Below are 17,977 nucleotides of genomic sequence, written 5' to 3'. Positions count from 1 at the left end.
AAAAGAGGATCTTCCACTCATCACAGAGTTCAAAGCTCCTCCACCTCATTCACATATGTGTCTGATTATTTTGTGCTTACTTTTTCAGCAAGTGGCTGCCATGCTGTCTCTACGACTTTATCTACAGTCCAGTCAGAGCTGATGATTCCTGCATCAATGTAGTCCTTTGCAACAGCTTCAATTGTTTTCTTTGTATCAGCATTGGATACTGCCCAGTTCTGCTGATCAAGCATGTATTTTGTAAGCTCGATGTCACCAGATACCATACCCTCATCAAGCATGATCTGTGCAGCTTCGTCTTTGTTTTCTGCAATGTACATATATGCATCCATTACACATTTTGTAAGTACCTGAGAGATTACCGGATTTTCTTTTACGAATTTTCCGCTCATAGCCATTACGCAGCATGTTTCATCTTTGAAATCATCATCCCATGTGATAGAACGAAGAACTTTTAATGTTCCGTCATCTACGAATTTCTTTGCAAAACGGTCACTCAGAAGGCAAGCTTTGATATCACCTGACTGAAGAGACTGGATTGCTGCACTTGATTCAACCTGTACACATGTTGCTGCATCCTGTTTCAATCCATCTGCAAGGAAGAAACGGATGATCATGTTGTGTGAAGATCCACCGACCGGGCTATCCATACCAACCGTTGTGCCTTCCAGATCTTTTGTTGATTCGATTCCTGAATCGGCAAGTACATATAAAGATTTGCATCCTGTCTGTGCGCTTCCTGTAAATACGATGTCCATTCCGTTTGTGATCGGAACTAACATATGTGCAATATGATGTACTCCAAACTGAGCTTTTCCAGTTCCAAGTGCTTCTGTGATTTCAGTACCAGCTGCGATCTGAACATCTAATCCCCAATTATCATAGTATCCGAGTGCTTTTGCCATGCTAGGTCCTGATGTACAGTCACCGCCATCATATTCTGCTGTGATGGTTGTTCCCCATGCCGGCTCTTTTTTCATTGCTTCTTTAATTTCATCATCTGACATTTTTGTGATATCAGTCACTTCTTCCTCTGTAGAAGCTTCCTGTTTTTTGGAATCACTTGTGTCTTCCTTCTTTTCTGATGAACCGCCACATGCAACCAGTGATACGGTCATTACGCATGCAAGTAACGTTGCAAACAATCTTTTTTTCATAATTCTTTTCTCCTCTTCGTGTTTTTACTTTGTTGCTTTTATATTTATCTTTCAATAAATATCCATTTAATGATCTGTATGATGCTTCAGATCGAGCATTTTCAGGATCCTGTTCCGATATGCCTGGAACTCTTCGCTGTCTCTCTGCTTTGGTTCAGCCAGTTCAATCGGTATATCTGCCTTTACACGTCCCGGTCTTGGCTCCATAACCAGCACTCTTGTTCCCATATAGATTGCTTCTTCTACATCATGTGTAACCATGACGACCGTCTGTTTCTGTTCTCTCCAGATATTCAGGATCTCATCCTGCATATTCATTCTGGTAAATGCGTCCAGCGCGCCAAGAGGCTCGTCCAGAAGCAGAATATCCGGATGATTGATCAGCGATCTTACCAGCGCCACTCTCTGTGCCATACCTCCGGAGAGCTGATGTGGATAGTCTTTTCGGAAATCTTCAAGTCCTACCATTTTCAGCATATGCTCTACCAGTTCTTTATCCTGCTTTTTCTGCATACGCAAGCTGAAGGACACATTCTTCTCTACCGTAAGCCACGGAAACAATGTTGCTTTCTGGAATACCATTCCACGATCCGGTCCGGCTCCAACAATCGGTTTACCACCAAGTCTGATCTCACCGGTAGTCGGTCTGATCAGTCCTGCGATCAATCGTAGAATCGTTGATTTTCCACATCCACTTGTTCCAACAATACTGACAAACTCACCCGGCTGGATCGTCAGATTCACCTCTGCCAGCGCATGTGTGATCTCGTTACTGTCTGTCTTTGCAAAACTCTTTGTTACTTTGTCAAACTCCAGGACACGCCCGTGTCCCTGCTTCTCATCCACTGATGCCATCTTATTTCACAACTCCTTCCTGCCAGCGAAGCACTATTCTCTTGATCACATTCAGTATAAAGGTAACTGCTGTGAAAATAAGACAAATTAAAACGATAGCTGCATACATTTTAGAATAGATCGCCCATGATTTCTGCCACTGGATATACCATCCAAGACCTGCCTCGGCTCCCATCATCTCAGCAACCAGAAGTGCTGTACAGGCAGAACTCATTCCCTGTGTCATACCCTGAAGAATGTTTGGCATTGCATGTGGGATAGCCACCCGGAATACCAGCTGGTGACCTTTGGCACCTAATGTTCTGGCCGCTTCCAGATATGCCTTGTCTACATTCTGGATACCGGTTGACGATGCGATCGTAAGTGCAAACCATACACCAAGAGCGATGATAAATACACTTCCTTTAAACAGTGAGGATACCAGAACCATGATGATCGGGATCCATGTTGTGGAAGGGATCGGTCCAAGCATCTTAATGATCGGTGAAACCCAGTAGTTAATCCTTTTGCTGTATCCACAGGCAACACCTGTGATCAGTCCAAGGATCGCTCCAATAAAATATCCTGTGAATAATAATCGCAGTGAGTACAATGTACTTTTCAATAATAGTGCCCGGTCATCAATGATCGCACACAGGACCGTATTCACACATGGAAAGAACGGCTGTTTTAAAATAGCTGTCTTAACCGTCAGAAAATCATACAGCATAATTACCAGTATGATCACAGAGTAAAGCGGTGCTTTATGACGTACTTTTGCAAAATAGCTTTTATTCAGTAATCCTCTCACTACCATGATTAGATATAATGCCAAAAAAAAGCAGACGACAATAGTAAACACATGCGGATTAAAATTCTGAACGGCATCCGGCATCAGATAATATACTAAAAACATAATTATCGCTGCAAAATACGGACAAAAACAAATTACCACATCCAACATATGTTGCATCTTCGTCTTCGGAGCACTTTCCATTTCTAGCAACTCTTCTCTCGTAAGCTGTCTTTTACTCTCCATTTTTCATTTGACTCCTTTGTAAATTTTTACCATTTCCTTTAAATGCTTTTTAACTATATCAGCATTTTGCACAAATGTAAAATTGTTATTTTTTATATGCAATTCTATTTATTATAATTTTCTATAGTTTTTATCTGGTAAAAATGAACTTATTAACTATAAGTGTGTTATACTAAATACAATAAATTTTTAAAGGAGATATGAATTATGAATTCACAAAAATTATCCGGAACAATTTCCTGTCTTGCAGCAATTCTTATTCTTGCAGCAGATAAGATCTTTGCCCCGGTATGCAAAGGAACCATGGAACTTGCAAACGGAGGAGAATGTATGATGCGGTGTCATTATTATGGAATTGCACTGTTTTTTTTCGCTCTGCTCCTGCTTGCAGAATCCGTTCTTCTTTTCTTCGGAACACACGATTTTAAATTACCGGTTGTTATCATTATCACTGCTGTTCTGATCCTGCTTCTTAGCAATACTTCAATTGGCATTGGTATTTGTGCCAAGGCAGGTATGATGTGCCACAAGACTGCTCTTTGGGGAAGAATTGGTGCTGTTCTGGCAATCATCGGTGCAGGAATCAGTCTCTTTGTACATAAATCACAGATGCCACAGGCGAATTAGGATTCACGCAACAACATTTCAAACAGAATGTCTGATTACCTTTCCTGTAATCTATAATCAGGAGTCAAAACTTTCTTTGTATGCAAAGAAGCCGGAGTCTGACCGATAACACAACTGCCTATATTCAGGCTTTTCTGTTATCAGCCAGATCCCAGCTTCTTTTTTCGCTCTTTAAAGTGCTTCTGCCACTTTCATATTTGCAATCAGTCCCCGCAGCTGGATCAATGAAGAATATCCATCGGTACAGTCATCAATCTTTCCGTTTGCCGCAGGATGGAAATAGCGTCCTTCCTTCTCCGCTCTCTTTCCCTCGGCAATTGCTTCTCTCAAGATCTCCCTGTCTTCTATCCGTCTTTCTTCCGGGATTTCATTGATGATGAGCATTGGTGGCTTTACCGTTTCTGCACTGTTTTCTGCCTTTCCCTGCAGTTCAACTTTTTCTCCACAAAATACATAGCCGGTACAGTAATTTCTTTCTGTTCCGATCACCTTCACTCCGTGCGATATCAGCCAATCGATCGTTGCTTTCCGGTCCAGCATATCTTTTGGCCCAGCCGAGATCAGGATCACCGGAATCTGCTGAAGAGCCGGAAGATCCGGGCAGAGTTCTTCTCCTTTGATGTCCCCGATTCCACCCATTCCACAGGTAATTGCAACCGGAATTCCCATTTTCACACATACTGCCATTGTCCCGGAAGCGGTAAGTGCGCCTGATTGCTTTTCCGATAATGCCTTTTCCAGCAGATCACAGTCAATTCTTGGATAAGCAGCTGCCCGGCTTCTGAATTCAAGGAACTCATCGATATCCCCGATCCTGATTTCCCCATGATCAATCCAGGTGATCTTTTTTCCCGGATCCTGCCATTCTTTTTTTATTGTTTCATTTGATACCGATTTTAATCCATGTGTCAATAATGCTGATTCTACTAAATATTCCATCTGTTGTTATTCCACCTTTCTCCTTCTGGATATCAATCTCGTACTTTTCCTCATCATATCATACTTTTCCGACTCAAACTAAAAAACCGGATAAAAATTTGCATTTCTACCCGGTTCCTGTATTATTTCAACAATTGCATCAGCTCTTCAAAAAAGCTTTTTGAGGTTTCTTCTGAAATCGTATAATCTGACGTTATCTCTTTAATGATCTTTTTCAGCCATTCGTCCCATTTCATAGTCCACCTTCTTTTCCGCCAAAGGCTTCTATTTTGTATTGTCTACCGCATCCTCCACCAAAGAGTAATCGGCATTATCGCCCACAACATCTGCGTACAGATCATCCAGTGTCGGGTATCCATAATATTTCCATACCATGCTGGAAATACCGTCTGTCTTCGCATCAGTCTTGATCTTAAAGAAATTGCCAGGTGTTCCATAGTCAGACAGATCAATATCTGTATTTCCTTCCCCGTCTGCAAGAATTGTTCCATAATGCATATACCAGTAAACATCATTCACCTTGTCATAAGATCCATCATCATTACTGTACTGATCCCGTACCTTTACATGATAAATAAGATACAGTTCATTTCCATTGCCCACAACAGGCTCCAGCAGATAATCTCCCATATAAGTAAGGCTTTCCAGAGATTCGGAATCTACCCAGCTGCTCTCCACATGATCATTGTATTCCTGTTCCGCCCGGTCCTTCATTTGCTGCATTGTATCATCATCGATGTCACTGGCTGATGTGACATAATACCACAGTCCTTTTACGGTATATTCTTTTTCCCATTTTTCCGGCAGCTTTCCCAGATTGGCGGCATAGCTGTCTGCCATAGATTTATCCAGATATACTTTAATCTTATCTCCGTTTGCCAATGTTCCATTTGATGCATCTGTCTGAAAATCGGCAGATGTAAGATCAGATCCTGTATAATCAAATGAAACTTCTCCTCCCGGACTTATTCCGTTAAATGATACCTCCAGGTCTTTGAATGCATCAAATGTCTTAACCTCTTCCAGCCCTTTTACTTTATAGGTTTTATTTTTATATTTCAGGTTGCACTTCACATATTTTGCATAATCTTTATTGACATTCCATCTGTATTTGACTTTATCTTTGTTGGAAAGATCGCTGTCTGAATTCATTTCCACACTGACATAGGACTGGAGTACCGCTACCGGAGATACGGAATCGACACTGTCACCAAACTGTTCTTTAAATTCTTTTGTAAATTTCAGTCTGGAATCATATTTTTTCTGGATCTTCTGCCAGTCGATCTGCGGATATACATTTCCATATCCGTTATATCCTGTTGTTTCAAAGGTGACATACTTGTTCAGATCGATTGTTCTTCTTGCACGCGATATCAAAAGCCCTGCTGCGATCACTACAACGACAACCGCACATGCCAGACCGATCAGGAACTTGTTCAGTCCTCTTGATTTCTTATGTGTGAGTGATTTTGTTTCTGCTGTACTTGTTACCGTCTCTTCTGTATTCTGAGCGATCTCTTCTTTCTGCTCTTCTGCATTCCGAGCAGCCTCTTCTTTCTGCTCTTCTGCATTCTGAACAGCCTCTTCTTTCTGCTCTTCTGCATTCTGAACAGCCTCTTCTTTCTGTTCTGCTACATTTTTAGCAGGTTCTTCCTGTTCCAGTGGTTTTCCGCATGTTGCACAGAATCTTGAACCATCTGGATTCTCAGTTCCACAATTTTTGCACCTCATATCTCTTTTACATCCTTTCTGTATGCTATATTTTTCTCGTTTATATTATTAAGACGAGTCAAAATCCGGTTTGGTTTTAAAAAAAGAAAAAATTTTTATTTTTTTAATAATGACTGATCTGGTTGATGATCTCATGGTATGAAACAGCTTCATTGCCCAGTGCTTCCGGCTTTCTGTTTCCAAATAATTTCTTTAATTTCTTTTCATATTTCTTTTTTGTGACTTCTTTTCCATCCCATTTATACCGGAAAACATAGTCTCCGTTTTCATCATACTCCGGATTCGTATTATCTTCCATTCCATATTCGCCATCACCGATCTGTACCCATTTCCCATCTTTGATTTCAAAAACGCGGTCATAAAAAACACCCATATTTCCGTCATTGTTGTCCAGTACATTACTGCCCGGAATATACCACATCCCGATCCTATAGACTTCTTCTTCCTGGATTCCATCCGGTGTACAGGTCGCTACGGTCGCACCATCCGCCATGCAGGATCCAACCCGCACAATCTCGGGTACATCATCTCCATTCATGTCAAAGAGTTCAAACCTTGTGTCATCACTCCACTTTCCAACCCAGTCTTTGTAAGCCGCCTGCCATTCTTCTTTTGTAACCTTCTGCTCTTTTGCCTGATGGATATTATACCCTGCGACAGCACCTCCTCCGATCACTGCCGCTCCTACAACTCCGGCAACAGCCTTTGTACCGATGATTTTCCCTGCCGCTTTTCCTGCCGCACTCTTTACGATCTTTCTGCCTGCTGCCTGCCCGTTCTTTACCGGATCTGTCTTCCTGATTCCACTTTTACCCGAACCGGTATTTCCGCTTGTGAGTGCACTTCCGCTTTTTACAATACCGGCACCCTGTCTTACCAGTTCTCTTCCAAATGAACCAGGCACCGATATCGTCTGCTCGCCCTCTCTGAGCATCCAGAGTATAAATGGAAGCGGCGCCACGCTGTATAATTTCGTTCCTTTTCTTTCCAGTTCTTCTACATCATTTCTGATCTTCTTCCTGGCGTAATTCAGTCTGCTCTTTACCGTTCCGGTCGAACATCCAAGTGCATCTGCAATGTCTGCAACCGACAATTCCTCATAATAATACATCAGCACACACAGCTTCTGATCTTCTGGCAGACTGTCCAGAATTTCTTTCATCAATCGCTTTGTCTCTGCATAATCCACGGAATCTTCCGGTGAAAATGTCAGATTTTCATCTGCAATTGTATCTTCAAATTCCCGGTCATCATCCCCTGTCGGTATATCAGAAAATAGCTGCGGCTTCTTCTTTTTCAGCCAGTCTTTACACTTATTTGCCACGATACAGTTGAACCAGCTTTTCAGCCGGTCCGGATCCGCAAGCTGATTCAGATTGCAAAATGCAGAAATATACGCATCCTGCATTACATCCATTGCATCCTGCTCATTTTTCACTATCTGAAGTGCGATCGCAAACCCCTGCACATAAGTCAAATTGTAAATTTTCTCCAGAGCGTTCTCTTCTCCGGCGACAGCTTTTTCTATCATCTCTTTCAGATCATTTTTTTCTTTATAATTGATATTCTTCGCTCCACAGTTCCCGCAGAACTTCTGGTCACTCCTGATTTCTTTCCCACATCTGGTGCAATACATGTTTCCTGTCCTCCAACGCATCAGCCGGTCGTTCCTGTGTATGCACAAATCTGTAACCGGCTCGTCTTATACATAAAAGACCGGATAGAATAACTCCTATCCGGCTTTTTGCATATACTCTTTTATTTTTTTACATTCTGACCTGCGTTTCATCATTCGCTGCTTTGCCTTCTAGTTTTCCTCAGTTGCCTTATCGTCTTCTATTTTTGTTCCACAGTTTGTGCAGAATACAGCGCCCTCTTCCAGTGGCTTTCCACAGGCTTTGCACACTTTCACTTCTGCCTTTTCCTCCGGTTGTTCTGCCGGTGCTTCCAGTGCCGCTCCACAGTAAATACAGAATTTACTTCCAGGGTTCACTTTCTTTCCACACTGCGGACAGATCTCTTCTGTCGATAATTTTTCAATCATCTCTTTATTGGCCGCGATCTCATCCTGCAGGGACTTGATCTGTGCGGCAAGCTCCGGCATCTTTTCCATGCATTCATCTCTGTAATTGGCATAGTATGTACTGCCAATCTGATAAATGACTTTTTCAATTTCTTTTTCTTTCGTCTTATTTAAATTTGTCAGGCGGAAAATCTCTGTCGTATCCTTTGCCTTCTGTGATAAATCCTGACCGGTTTCTGTCAGGCTGCTTTTCAGATTATCAAAAAATCCCATTTTCTTCACCCTTCTTTCTGCAATTTTCATCTTACCACATTCTTTATATTTATCAATAAAGAACTTGTATAATTTACCACTTTTATAATTTTTTTAATAGTTATTCAAAAAAGGAAAACACTTTTTTCCAATACTCTTCTGCAATGTCATTTCCTGCATTGAATATCTCATGCTTGGACTCCGGGAACTTCACAAGCTCGGCACTTCCCGGTCTGTTCTTGTTTAATTTTCGCACAAAACGTTCCTGCTCTGCATTGGACACCAGATTATCTTTCCCTGCTGAAAAGAGCATAACAGGTGCTGCGATCTTTTTCCATCCGGTCTTCTCCAGATACCGGTTCAGACGCATTGCATTTCCAAGCCATCCATAAGACGGCGCGTTCAGATGATAACGGGATTCTTTTGTTCTCTTTTCCTCGTAATACTCAAATCTGGCATGGGAAAGAGAACAGCTATCCTCAAATTTTGCCGGCTCCTTGTACGGCTTCTGACCAACCACATAGTTTGCTTCCCTTCCCACTTTGCAGGAAGTCTTTGCAATTGCCTTTGCCACATGCCACGGCACCCCTCCGGTCAGTGGGCGGATCATCGGTGACGACAGAATTACCTTCTCAAATATTTCCGGCGCTCTTGCCGCAACTGCTGCCGCAATTCCGCCTCCCATAGAATGTCCGTACAGATAAATCTTCATCCCCGGATTGTCCTCTTTTGCCTTCTTGGTTACAAAGATAAAGTCTTCCACATAACGCTCAAAATTATCCAGATGTACCAGTGATTCATCCTCTGTCATACGATAGCTGAAACCATGTCCGCAGTGCTCCGGAAGATATACGCTAAAGCCCTCCTTTGCAAAATAATAGGCGATCTCCTTGTATTTCTCCGCATTTTCAACGAATCCATGTGACAACATCACAACCGCATGTGGGTTCTCCGGAACATAATGCATACAATGGATCTTCTGTCCTGCATGCCTTTCCAGATAAAATTCTGTTCCGATGGATGCAAGATACGGTTCTACGATGGTCTGCATCTCTTCTTTGTAGTTACTTTCCTGTAAAATAGTTGTCTGCATGTGAATAACCTCCCCGATAGATATATTCTGGTTCGTACTTTTTATTTCCTGATATGATTATAGCAGAGAGGGAAACTCTCTGCTATATGATTTCTGTATACAATTCTTTAAAGTTGTTTGAAATTATAAAGTTGCACTTTTTCCACTTACATAATTCAGCAATCACGCATTAACGATAGATGCTCATCCTTAATCTCTGCCTTATCTTCTATTCTGCCAGCACTTCTTCCGCAATATTTCTGGCATGGTCAGAAATTCTTTCCAGACATACCAGGGAATCAAGGAATACCACTCCGGCTTCTGTGTTGCACTGCTGGTTGGTAAGACGCTTGATATGCTTTGCACGAAGGGAAATCTCCAGCCCGTCTGCCTCTGTTTCCTTCTCGATCGTCTTCAATGCGCTTTCGCGGTCATTGGACTCAAAGGCTTCCAACGCATACAGATAACTTGCAATACAGACATCCAGCATCTTGTTCAGATGTTCCACTCCTATTTCGGAGAAGTCAACCTGCTTCTCCTGTAAGGATTCTGCAAACTCGGAAATATTTTCACAGTAATCACTGATACGTTCCATATCCGACACGATCTGAAGCATATGAGCCACTTCTTCATGCTCACGTTCATTGATCTGCAAAGTCGACAGCTTGATTGCATAGGATGTAATTCCGGCACTTAACCGGTCTACCTTGCTTTCTTCTTCCTTCAGGAACGCAATCTGTTCTTCTTTTCGTTCGAACATAACCTTTCTTGCAACCTCCAGGGAATCCGCAACCACATGTCCCATTCGGACAAGCTCGGAAACGGTTGACTGAATCGCGATACCAGGGGTCTCCAGCATACGGTCATCCAGAAGGACTGCACTTTCATCCTGTACCTCTTCTTCCACATGTCCGATCTTCTTGGCAAGCTTGATGATCCAGTCAGAAACCGGGAACAGCAGAACTGTTGTCACAATGTTGAATACCGTATGCACCATACTGATCTGTGTCTGTGTAATATTGCCGTGTGCCCATGCCGGATTCACAATACTCAGATATGCGATCGCTATGATACTGAAAATGATCGTTCCGATGATATTAAAGATCAGATGCATCAGTGCTGCGGTTTTCGCATTTTTCTTTGCACCCACACTGGACAGGATTGCAGTTACACAGGTACCGATATTCTGTCCCATGATAATATAGATCGCTGCGCCAAACGGTACAAGACCTGCTGCTGCAAGGCTCTGCAGGATTCCGACCGACGCAGATGAACTCTGGATGATTGCCGTAACTGCTGCACCTGCCACGATACCCAGGAACGGATTTCGTCCCAGTGATACGAAAATATTGCAGAATGCTGCGTTATCCTTAAGCGGTTCTACTGCCGAAGACATGGATGAAATTCCGACAAACAAAAGTCCGAATCCAACCACAATACTTGCAATATCCTTTGTCGAGCGTCTCTTTCCTGTCAGCATAATGATCACACCGATCATGATCGCAACAGGTGCCAGATTGGACGGACTTAAAAATTTGGCCCATTCCACACTGGATACCAGCCATCCGGTAACCGTTGTACCGATGTTCGCACCCATGATAACCCCCATCGCCTGCTGAAGGTTCATGATCCCGGCATTTACAAAACCGACTACCATGACGGTCGTCGCAGATGAGCTCTGGATCACTGCGGTAATGAACGCTCCAAGCAGTACGCCGAAGAACTTATTCTTTGTAAGTGCTTCAAGCAATGACTTCATCCGGTTGCCGGCAGCATTCTCCAGCCCCTGTGCCATGATCTGCATTCCATAAATGAACATACCAAGGCCTCCGACAAACGGAATAATGATACTTGTGTACTTCATAGTCGTGTTATCTCCTCTTATGTACTTTCTTTTTCACTCTGATTCTTATTTTACAGGCCATTTACACAGCCACGATTTCATCTTAACATCATTTTTCTCTCTGTACAATAAATTTTCTTTCGTAGTTCTGACGAAAATTATTCCCATTACTCCTTCATCTTTGGTTCAAATATCCATGATGCAATGTACCCAAAAATCAATGCGCCGCTGATTCCTGCCGCACTTGCCTTGAATCCTCCAAGAAAAATTCCGATAAATCCTTCCTTGTCGACTGCCTCTTTTACCCCGTTCCATAAAGTATTTCCAAAACCGAGCAGTGGCACGCTCACGCCCGCCCCGGCATACTCCTGAAGTGGTTTGAATATCTGTACAAAACCAAGAATGCAGCCAAGCACCACCAGGCTTACCATGACTCTTCCCGGCATCATTTTCGTCCGGTCAAGCAGGATCTGCGCCAGTGCACAGACGAGTCCTCCTACCCAGAATGCATTGATATAGTCCATTTTCTTTCCTCCTTTAACAATGTTCCAGCACAATTCCATGTGCAATTCCTGGAACGCTTTCTCCTTCATTGAAGCTGACCGTCGACATCAGCGCCCCCGTTGGTACAAAAAGGATCCTTTTCCACTCCCCCGATATCAGCTGTGGCATAATATATGCTGCAAGAGTGATCGCCGCGCAGCCGCAGCCGCTTCCACCGGAATTGGTATGCTGTGTCTGCTGATCGAAGATCGTCATTCCGCAGTCCATATGATTTTCTTTGATATCCAGCCCTTTTTTCCGAAGCAGGTCAAATAAAATCGATTGTCCCACATAGCCCAGGTCTCCGGTAATGATCCGGTCATAATCCTTTTCATCCCTTCCAAAATCCATAAGATTCTGCAGGATCGTATCACACGCTGCCGGTGCCATACACGCTCCCATATTCTGTGAATCCTTCAGTCCATAATCCACAATTTTTCCAATCGTCACCCCACTGATCCGCACCCGGCTTTTCTTTTTTCCTACCAGAAAGGCTCCGCTTCCTGTCACTGTCCATGTCGAGGAAAGTGGTCTCTGATTCGCATAGCCAAGTGGAAAACGGAATTCTTTTTCTGCACTTCCAAAATGGCTCGATGTTGCAGCAAGCACCAGATCTCCATAACCTGCCGCCACAGTCATTGCAGCAAGGGCAAGTGCCTCTCCGGATGTAGAACAGGCACCGAAAAGGCCGAACACCGGGATCTGAAGTTCTTCCGCCCCCATCGATGTAGCAATCCCCTGTCTTAAAAGATCACCGCCAAAGAGATAGCGTACCTCCTCCGGCTGTACTCCCGCATTTTTCAATGCCAGCATACACGCAAGCTTCTGCATTGTTCCTTCTGCAAGCTCCCAGGTTTTCTCTCCGAAAAGGTCATCCTCCGATGCAATATCAAAATATTTTCCAAGCGGCCCTTCTCCTTCTTTTTTTCCGGCAACCGATCCGGCGCTTACCAGATACGGACTTTCCGAAAATGCAATACTCTGCGTACCTTTTATCGCATTCATATCCATCCCTCCTTACACAATTCCGATCAGCGTTCCAATCCAGTAGAGCAGTCCCAGAACCCAGCTGGTGAAAACTCCGTACAGGATCACTGGCCCTGCGATCGTAAATATCTTGCAGCCAATTCCGAAAACCTGTCCCTCTTTTTTGTATTCAATTGCCGGTGCCGCAACGGAATTGGCAAATCCGGTGATAGGGACCAATGCTCCTGCTCCTCCCCAGTTCGCGATCTTCGGATAAATTCCAAATCCGGTCAGCACCACACTTGCCAGGATCAGGATCAGTGAACACCAGCTTGCAGAAATATCCTTTGACATTCCTGCCTTTTCGCACGCGTTTAAGATCGCCTGCCCGATCGTACAGATGATCCCACCGGTCACGAATGCTTTTGCCATCGCAGGTCCAGGCTTCCTGACCGGAGTTTTCTCTTTTACATATGCTTCATACTCTTTTTCTTTCTCTTGTTGCTTCATTTTCTCCTCCAGTTACCATCTTTTATAGAAAAACAGAAGTGCTCCCAGGCTTTTCCCAAGCGCCATCCCAAAGATCAGCCACGGCACACATTTCAGGATTTTGATCCTCCGGATAAAGATCGGAAAAATATTCAGGATTTCCGCAAGTGCCATTGACCAGCATCCGACAAAAATTCCAGAAAAAAGCCCAAACACCGGAACGATCCATTTGCCGCCGGGCATCGTGAGCCCGTATACCCAGAAAATATTTCCAAGGATCCCACCTGCCATAATGCAGTTTTCATACAGCATGACATGCTTCCCGGTATGTGTCCGGTCTGCAAAATCTGACACCACGCCAAGTCCAATAATAAAGGAAAACAGTCCTGCCGCGACTGCAAATCCGGATGCAAGACCAACCACCGCCACCAGAATCTGCCTAATCCACATCGACTTCTTTTTCCTTTCTCGCATAAGCTTCGATCAGAGTTTCCTGAATATCATTTTCATACAAACGCATTTCCACTTCCATCGGAGTCGGATCTGCTGTAAATTTCTTTCTTCCAAAATGATTGAAGAAAATCAGGATCCCGACGATCAGCCCAATGCAGTAAGTCATCTCTAGCAGGGTAAATCCATTCGACTCTTTTCCGGTAAGAAGCAGATAAATCCGGGAAAACATCTTTGTCACCGACACATCATTGTTAAATGCCATAATGGAAAATGCTGCTCCGATAAATGTGATTCCTGCAACTACAACCACTTTTATTCCCTGCCAGATAGCATTTCGTTTTTGCTCCCCTTCATAGGTAACGATCAGATCACTTTCCCCTTCGTTCCGGATCTGTAATCCGGGAATTTCCCGGTGGATACATTCTATGATTTTCAGAACAGACACCACATACCTGTGCTGTCCTTTTTCCGGGATTTTCAGGATCCGCAGTGGTTTAATCCTGTTCATGATGGAAGAATTGCTGCATTCCATTGTCAGGATATCTCCCAGTGTCACATTTGGTTCTTTCACCTCTGTATTCTTTTCCCCTTTAATATAAAGTATTTCATTTCCCGAAGACATCTGTATCCGTCCTTTCCTTTACCGGTACCGACTGCCAGATCAGCGTTCCTTCATTTACCTGGTCTGTCCCCCGGACGTCATTGTAATAGTAGACCACTCCGATCAGAACTGCTGTCAGCAGGGCACAAAGAACACAGCCCCAGATATATTTTTTTCTTCTTTCCAATCACATCCGCCTCCTTTGTGATCTGTTTCAGATAGGAAATAGTATCCCTGTTTTTCCGGAAAACATACATCCTTTTATTCTTTTGCGTGTTCCCGCATGGTTTTCAGGATCTTTTTCTCCATCCGCGATACCTGCACCTGGGAAATCCCAAGCTCTTCGCCGATTTCTGTCTGCGTCTTATCTGCAAAATAGCGCAGATACAGAAGCCTTCTCTCGTCTTTTTTTAATTCTTTGATCAGCTCTGTAAGCAGAAGATGATCCAGGATCTTTTCTTCTGCACCGCCTGTATCTGCAATCTTTTCCAGCAGCATCACTTCATTTCCATCTTTCATTCCGACCGGTCTGTGAAGCGATTCCACTTCTCCTGCTGCCTCCATCGCCATCACAAGCTCCTCTTTTTCCACACCCGTTTCTTCCGCAATTTCTTCCAGAAGCGGTTCTCTGCCAAGCTTTTCCGTGAGTGCCTCCTTTGCCTGATATGCTTTATATGCAATCTCTTTTAAGGAACGGCTGACCTTCAGCATCCCGTCATCACGCAGGAAACGCTTTATTTCTCCTGTGATCATCGGAACTGCATAGGTAGAAAATTTCACATCATAGCCCAGATCAAACTTATCGATCGCTTTTAAAAGCCCGATGCTTCCGATCTGAAATAAATCCTCTGCCTCTGTGCCCCGTCCGTAAAACCGTTTCACAACACACCAGATCAGACCGGTGTTTTCCTCCACAAGCTGTGCCCTCGCATTTTCATCCCCTTCGTGAGCCCGTCTGATCAATGCGATTGTGTGGTCCATACAGCTTCCTTCTTTTCCCCTCCTGTCGTTTTCTTCATCCAAACCGTAGTCCCTTTTCCAGGCACAGATTCCACCTGTACTTCATCCATAAATGCCTCCATAAATGCAAATCCCATCCCGGACCGATCCATATCCGGCCTGGTCGTATAGAGTGGCTCCATCGCCTGCTCCACGTTTTCGATACCGACGCCCTGATCCTTCACTGTGACCAGAATGGTCTTCCTATCTTTTTCAATCCCGCACCAGACCGTAATCTTTCCGGATGTCCGTCCCTCATATCCATGGATGATGCTGTTCGTCACTGCCTCGGAAACCGCTGTCTTCACGTCTGCCACTTCCTCCAGAACCGGATCCATCTGTGTCATAAATGCAGCCACTGCCACCCTTGCAAATCCCTCATTCTCCGATCTGCTGTCAAATACTACTTCCATCTCGTTAAAATATTCCATTACATCATTCCCTCCTCATAAATCTGTATGATCTTCGTCACGCCGGACATATTCAGAATCTGCCGCATCCGTTCACTTGTATGTATCGCCCATACTTCCCCGCCAAGAAGAAAGATATGCCGGTACCGTCCCATGATCACTCCAATCCCGGAACTGTCCATAAAATTCGTCCTTCCAAAATCAAAGATCACATATTTGATATGTTGCTCCTCGATCACCTTATCCGCCTCCCGTTTGATCTCCTCCGCATTGTGATGGTCCACCTCCGCCGGAAGAAAAATCGTAAGACAATTTTCTTTGATCTGATACTGCATTTTTGATTAAACCCCTTTCTGTCTTTTTTATTTATACAAATACGCCAATAACCTTGATGGATAAATGATACAAAAGAACGTGTTGCACAGCTTGAATGTCATCACACTTTTTTGTATCATTTGTCTCCACAGCTTAAAATACAGGATTTATAACAAAAAAAGAGAAAGTAACGCCTTTTTTCGCTACCTTCTCTTTTGTGCTTTCTATATTTTATGATGTTGGGTCAAAAGGTATTTTGCCCCTTTGATACCAGATTGCTACGTGCTTTGCACTCTTGCAATCCTCATTTATTGTCCCTGGGTACCTGTTCCTCCGGAAGTATTCTCCGAAGTTCTATCTGATCCCATTGCATCCAGTGCGCTCTGTGCCGAATATGCTGCCTGTGTTCCCGGATAATCGGTCGCGGCTTTTTCGTAATTGCTCTTTGCATTGTCCGTATCACCTTTGCCGGCATACGCGTCTCCAAGAAGCTTGTACACACCACCGTCACTATAAGAGTCATCCATCTTCTGGATCTTTTCAAGATCCGAAATGGCATCATCGTAATTCCCACTCTGCACTTCATACTGCGCAGTCGAATACAGGCTCACACATACTCGCGGGAACAAGGAACCTGAGATTGAATCATAGATTTTCTGTCCCTCTTCTCCCAGCGAATCCCTGTTCAGTCCAAGCAGCGTATCTGCCATATCCGCATTGCTCGTTGTTCCACCATAATACTGCTGATATACCTTGATCAGGGCATCATAGCTGTCCTGTGTGGATGCGGCGGTCTGCTTTGCCGATTCTACCTCATCACTGCTGTTACGGTATCCTTCCAGTTCATCCTTAAGCGTCTGGATCTGCGTCTTCTGTGAAGCGATCTGCTCGCTTAGTGCAATAACATTCCGGTTTTTTGTAGACGACTTTGTCTGGTTTACCGCCGGAGCGATCAGAAACCACACCACTGCCGCTCCAACCACCATACCGATCAGAATATTGACAACGGTCATCACTGCCGCATTGTCTCGCAGTGTTGCTGCAGGCTGAATGATCGTCTCATTTCCCAGATTGTATGTGACAACCGATTGTCTGCCATGCTTTTCCTCTTTAATATGTGCAACCTGCCGGTTCCGCTGACGGTTCAGCTCATGCATATACCGAAGCGTAATATCATTCGTCACATCCAGCTTGAGTGCTGTCTTCAGGCTCTGTCTTGCTTTGGAATACTGTCCGGAATGCATATAAAGCAATGCCAGAAGCTGATATGCCTTCAGGAAAGACGGATGTGCCACAACCACCTTTTTCAGCTGGATGATCGCAAGATCTTCTCCATTCTGTCTGCAGTATCCAAGACACTGGTTGTATTTGTGAACTTCCTGATTCACCTTCTCCAGCTCACTTGGATTGTCCTGGACCTTACTGATATAGTAGCTGGCAATATTCTCGGAAGCCCTGAAGTTTTTACTGATGATCCACTCTACAAGAGCCTCCGCTACTTCTCCACGTCCATAATAGACAAGTCCGAGAAGATTCCTCGCTGTGATATTTTCTCTGTTAAACTGCAAACTTCTTTTTAACGACACAATTGCCCCGGACAGATCCCGGATCTGCGCTTTCTTCAGTCCATCATTGTACCAGTAGTTCGACTGGTACTCGAGTTTCTGCTTATAGTCCATCAAAA

At 44.0% G+C, this 17,977-nt stretch carries 20 protein-coding genes; 1 reads left to right on the top strand and 19 read right to left on the bottom strand.

The window, feature by feature from the left end; all coding sequences use genetic code 11:
* Positions 1–65: 65 nt before the first annotated feature.
* From G4407_RS01205 to G4407_RS01195, 3 genes are all read right to left on the bottom strand, one after another.
* On the bottom strand, positions 66–1,157 hold the full coding sequence (locus G4407_RS01205; protein ID WP_243259237.1) for an ABC transporter substrate-binding protein: 1,092 nt from the start codon (positions 1,155–1,157) through the stop codon (positions 66–68).
* A gap of 66 nt (positions 1,158–1,223) precedes the next feature.
* Positions 1,224–2,012 (bottom strand): ABC transporter ATP-binding protein, encoded by a 789-nt coding sequence (locus G4407_RS01200; protein WP_117823543.1) that lies wholly within the window; start codon positions 2,010–2,012, stop codon positions 1,224–1,226.
* A 1-nt stretch (position 2,013) separates the two neighbouring features.
* A complete protein-coding gene (locus G4407_RS01195; RefSeq protein WP_173687432.1) occupies positions 2,014–3,030 on the bottom strand; it encodes an ABC transporter permease in 1,017 nt (338 codons plus the stop codon).
* Between the two features lie 207 nt (positions 3,031–3,237).
* On the opposite strand from G4407_RS01195, the gene G4407_RS01190 reads away from it, so the two are divergent.
* Positions 3,238–3,657: a DUF4418 family protein gene (locus G4407_RS01190; protein WP_173687431.1), complete on the top strand. Its 420-nt coding sequence runs from the start codon at positions 3,238–3,240 to the stop codon at positions 3,655–3,657.
* A gap of 171 nt (positions 3,658–3,828) precedes the next feature.
* On the opposite strand, the gene G4407_RS01185 is transcribed toward G4407_RS01190, so the two are convergent.
* The 16 genes from G4407_RS01185 to G4407_RS01110 form a co-directional block, all read right to left on the bottom strand.
* Positions 3,829–4,596, bottom strand: a complete 768-nt coding sequence (locus G4407_RS01185) for a pseudouridine-5'-phosphate glycosidase (protein ID WP_008372991.1) — start codon at positions 4,594–4,596, stop codon at positions 3,829–3,831.
* A 264-nt stretch (positions 4,597–4,860) separates the two neighbouring features.
* Positions 4,861–6,327 (bottom strand): zinc ribbon domain-containing protein, encoded by a 1,467-nt coding sequence (locus G4407_RS01180; RefSeq protein ID WP_173687430.1) that lies wholly within the window; start codon positions 6,325–6,327, stop codon positions 4,861–4,863.
* A 103-nt stretch (positions 6,328–6,430) separates the two neighbouring features.
* Positions 6,431–7,963: a sigma-70 family RNA polymerase sigma factor gene (locus G4407_RS01175; protein WP_173687429.1), complete on the bottom strand. Its 1,533-nt coding sequence runs from the start codon at positions 7,961–7,963 to the stop codon at positions 6,431–6,433.
* Between the two features lie 171 nt (positions 7,964–8,134).
* On the bottom strand, positions 8,135–8,623 hold the full coding sequence (locus G4407_RS01170) for a zinc ribbon domain-containing protein (protein WP_173687428.1): 489 nt from the start codon (positions 8,621–8,623) through the stop codon (positions 8,135–8,137).
* Positions 8,624–8,723: 100 nt separating this feature from the next.
* Positions 8,724–9,695 carry an alpha/beta fold hydrolase gene (locus G4407_RS01165; protein ID WP_173687427.1) on the bottom strand — a complete coding sequence of 324 codons (972 nt, stop codon included), beginning with the start codon at positions 9,693–9,695 and terminating at the stop codon, positions 8,724–8,726.
* 208 nt (positions 9,696–9,903) lie between these two features.
* Entirely contained in the window at positions 9,904–11,538 is a 1,635-nt protein-coding gene (locus G4407_RS01160) for a Na/Pi cotransporter family protein (RefSeq protein WP_173687426.1), read from the bottom strand.
* Positions 11,539–11,684: 146 nt separating this feature from the next.
* Positions 11,685–12,041: a SpoVA/SpoVAEb family sporulation membrane protein gene (locus tag G4407_RS01155; RefSeq protein ID WP_173687425.1), complete on the bottom strand. Its 357-nt coding sequence runs from the start codon at positions 12,039–12,041 to the stop codon at positions 11,685–11,687.
* Between the two features lie 13 nt (positions 12,042–12,054).
* Positions 12,055–13,065, bottom strand: coding sequence for a stage V sporulation protein AD (gene spoVAD, locus G4407_RS01150; protein ID WP_173687424.1), 1,011 nt, complete (start codon positions 13,063–13,065; stop codon positions 12,055–12,057).
* A 12-nt stretch (positions 13,066–13,077) separates the two neighbouring features.
* Entirely contained in the window at positions 13,078–13,536 is a 459-nt protein-coding gene (locus G4407_RS01145; protein WP_173687423.1) for a SpoVA/SpoVAEb family sporulation membrane protein, read from the bottom strand.
* A 12-nt stretch (positions 13,537–13,548) separates the two neighbouring features.
* Complete coding sequence (locus G4407_RS01140) at positions 13,549–13,965, bottom strand: stage V sporulation protein AB (RefSeq protein WP_173687422.1); 417 nt, start codon at positions 13,963–13,965, stop codon at positions 13,549–13,551.
* Entirely contained in the window at positions 13,955–14,590 is a 636-nt protein-coding gene (locus G4407_RS01135; RefSeq protein WP_173687421.1) for a stage V sporulation protein AA, read from the bottom strand. Before G4407_RS01135 ends, G4407_RS01140 begins: the two co-directional genes overlap by 11 nt.
* The gene (locus G4407_RS01130; protein ID WP_173687420.1) at positions 14,574–14,756 is read right to left on the bottom strand and encodes a hypothetical protein; all 183 of its coding nucleotides are present in this window, start codon (positions 14,754–14,756) and stop codon (positions 14,574–14,576) included. Before G4407_RS01130 ends, G4407_RS01135 begins: the two co-directional genes overlap by 17 nt.
* Before the next feature lie 74 nt (positions 14,757–14,830).
* Positions 14,831–15,550 (bottom strand): RNA polymerase sporulation sigma factor SigF, encoded by a 720-nt coding sequence (gene sigF, locus G4407_RS01125; protein ID WP_173687419.1) that lies wholly within the window; start codon positions 15,548–15,550, stop codon positions 14,831–14,833.
* Positions 15,529–15,999, bottom strand: a complete 471-nt coding sequence (gene spoIIAB / locus G4407_RS01120; protein WP_173687418.1) for an anti-sigma F factor — start codon at positions 15,997–15,999, stop codon at positions 15,529–15,531. The genes sigF and spoIIAB overlap by 22 nt, the downstream gene beginning before the upstream one ends.
* Positions 15,999–16,313, bottom strand: a complete 315-nt coding sequence (locus tag G4407_RS01115) for an STAS domain-containing protein (protein ID WP_008372950.1) — start codon at positions 16,311–16,313, stop codon at positions 15,999–16,001. The genes spoIIAB and G4407_RS01115 overlap by 1 nt, the downstream gene beginning before the upstream one ends.
* Before the next feature lie 288 nt (positions 16,314–16,601).
* The gene (locus G4407_RS01110; RefSeq protein WP_173687417.1) at positions 16,602–17,972 is read right to left on the bottom strand and encodes a tetratricopeptide repeat protein; all 1,371 of its coding nucleotides are present in this window, start codon (positions 17,970–17,972) and stop codon (positions 16,602–16,604) included.
* Positions 17,973–17,977 lie beyond the last annotated feature (5 nt).

The sequence above is a fragment of the Allocoprococcus comes genome (assembly GCF_013300725.1).
GTDB lineage: Bacteria > Bacillota > Clostridia > Lachnospirales > Lachnospiraceae > Allocoprococcus > Allocoprococcus comes_A.
Note: the sequence above shows the minus strand (reverse complement) of the source record. Positions and strands in the feature narration are given on the sequence as shown.

Excerpts from the sequence above, each read along its gene's own strand:
- G4407_RS01155 (WP_173687425.1), bottom strand. The coding sequence starts at position 12,041 with ATGGACTATATCAATGCATTCTGGGTAGGAGGACTCGTCTGTGCACTG.
- G4407_RS01195 (WP_173687432.1), bottom strand. The coding sequence starts at position 3,030 with ATGGAGAGTAAAAGACAGCTTACGAGAGAAGAGTTGCTAGAAATGGAA.
- G4407_RS01110 (WP_173687417.1), bottom strand. The coding sequence starts at position 17,972 with ATGGACTATAAGCAGAAACTCGAGTACCAGTCGAACTACTGGTACAAT.
- G4407_RS01145 (WP_173687423.1), bottom strand. The coding sequence starts at position 13,536 with ATGAAGCAACAAGAGAAAGAAAAAGAGTATGAAGCATATGTAAAAGAG.
- G4407_RS01165 (WP_173687427.1), bottom strand. The coding sequence starts at position 9,695 with ATGCAGACAACTATTTTACAGGAAAGTAACTACAAAGAAGAGATGCAG.
- G4407_RS01140 (WP_173687422.1), bottom strand. The coding sequence starts at position 13,965 with ATGTGGATTAGGCAGATTCTGGTGGCGGTGGTTGGTCTTGCATCCGGA.
- G4407_RS01160 (WP_173687426.1), bottom strand. The coding sequence starts at position 11,538 with ATGAAGTACACAAGTATCATTATTCCGTTTGTCGGAGGCCTTGGTATG.
- G4407_RS01135 (WP_173687421.1), bottom strand. The coding sequence starts at position 14,590 with ATGTCTTCGGGAAATGAAATACTTTATATTAAAGGGGAAAAGAATACA.
- G4407_RS01185 (WP_008372991.1), bottom strand. The coding sequence starts at position 4,596 with ATGGAATATTTAGTAGAATCAGCATTATTGACACATGGATTAAAATCG.
- spoIIAB (WP_173687418.1), bottom strand. The coding sequence starts at position 15,999 with ATGGAATATTTTAACGAGATGGAAGTAGTATTTGACAGCAGATCGGAG.
- G4407_RS01200 (WP_117823543.1), bottom strand. The coding sequence starts at position 2,012 with ATGGCATCAGTGGATGAGAAGCAGGGACACGGGCGTGTCCTGGAGTTT.
- G4407_RS01170 (WP_173687428.1), bottom strand. The coding sequence starts at position 8,623 with ATGGGATTTTTTGATAATCTGAAAAGCAGCCTGACAGAAACCGGTCAG.
- G4407_RS01190 (WP_173687431.1), top strand. The coding sequence starts at position 3,238 with ATGAATTCACAAAAATTATCCGGAACAATTTCCTGTCTTGCAGCAATT.
- G4407_RS01175 (WP_173687429.1), bottom strand. The coding sequence starts at position 7,963 with ATGTATTGCACCAGATGTGGGAAAGAAATCAGGAGTGACCAGAAGTTC.
- G4407_RS01115 (WP_008372950.1), bottom strand. The coding sequence starts at position 16,313 with ATGCAGTATCAGATCAAAGAAAATTGTCTTACGATTTTTCTTCCGGCG.
- spoVAD (WP_173687424.1), bottom strand. The coding sequence starts at position 13,065 with ATGAATGCGATAAAAGGTACGCAGAGTATTGCATTTTCGGAAAGTCCG.
- G4407_RS01180 (WP_173687430.1), bottom strand. The coding sequence starts at position 6,327 with ATGAGGTGCAAAAATTGTGGAACTGAGAATCCAGATGGTTCAAGATTC.
- sigF (WP_173687419.1), bottom strand. The coding sequence starts at position 15,550 with ATGGACCACACAATCGCATTGATCAGACGGGCTCACGAAGGGGATGAA.
- G4407_RS01205 (WP_243259237.1), bottom strand. The coding sequence starts at position 1,157 with ATGAAAAAAAGATTGTTTGCAACGTTACTTGCATGCGTAATGACCGTA.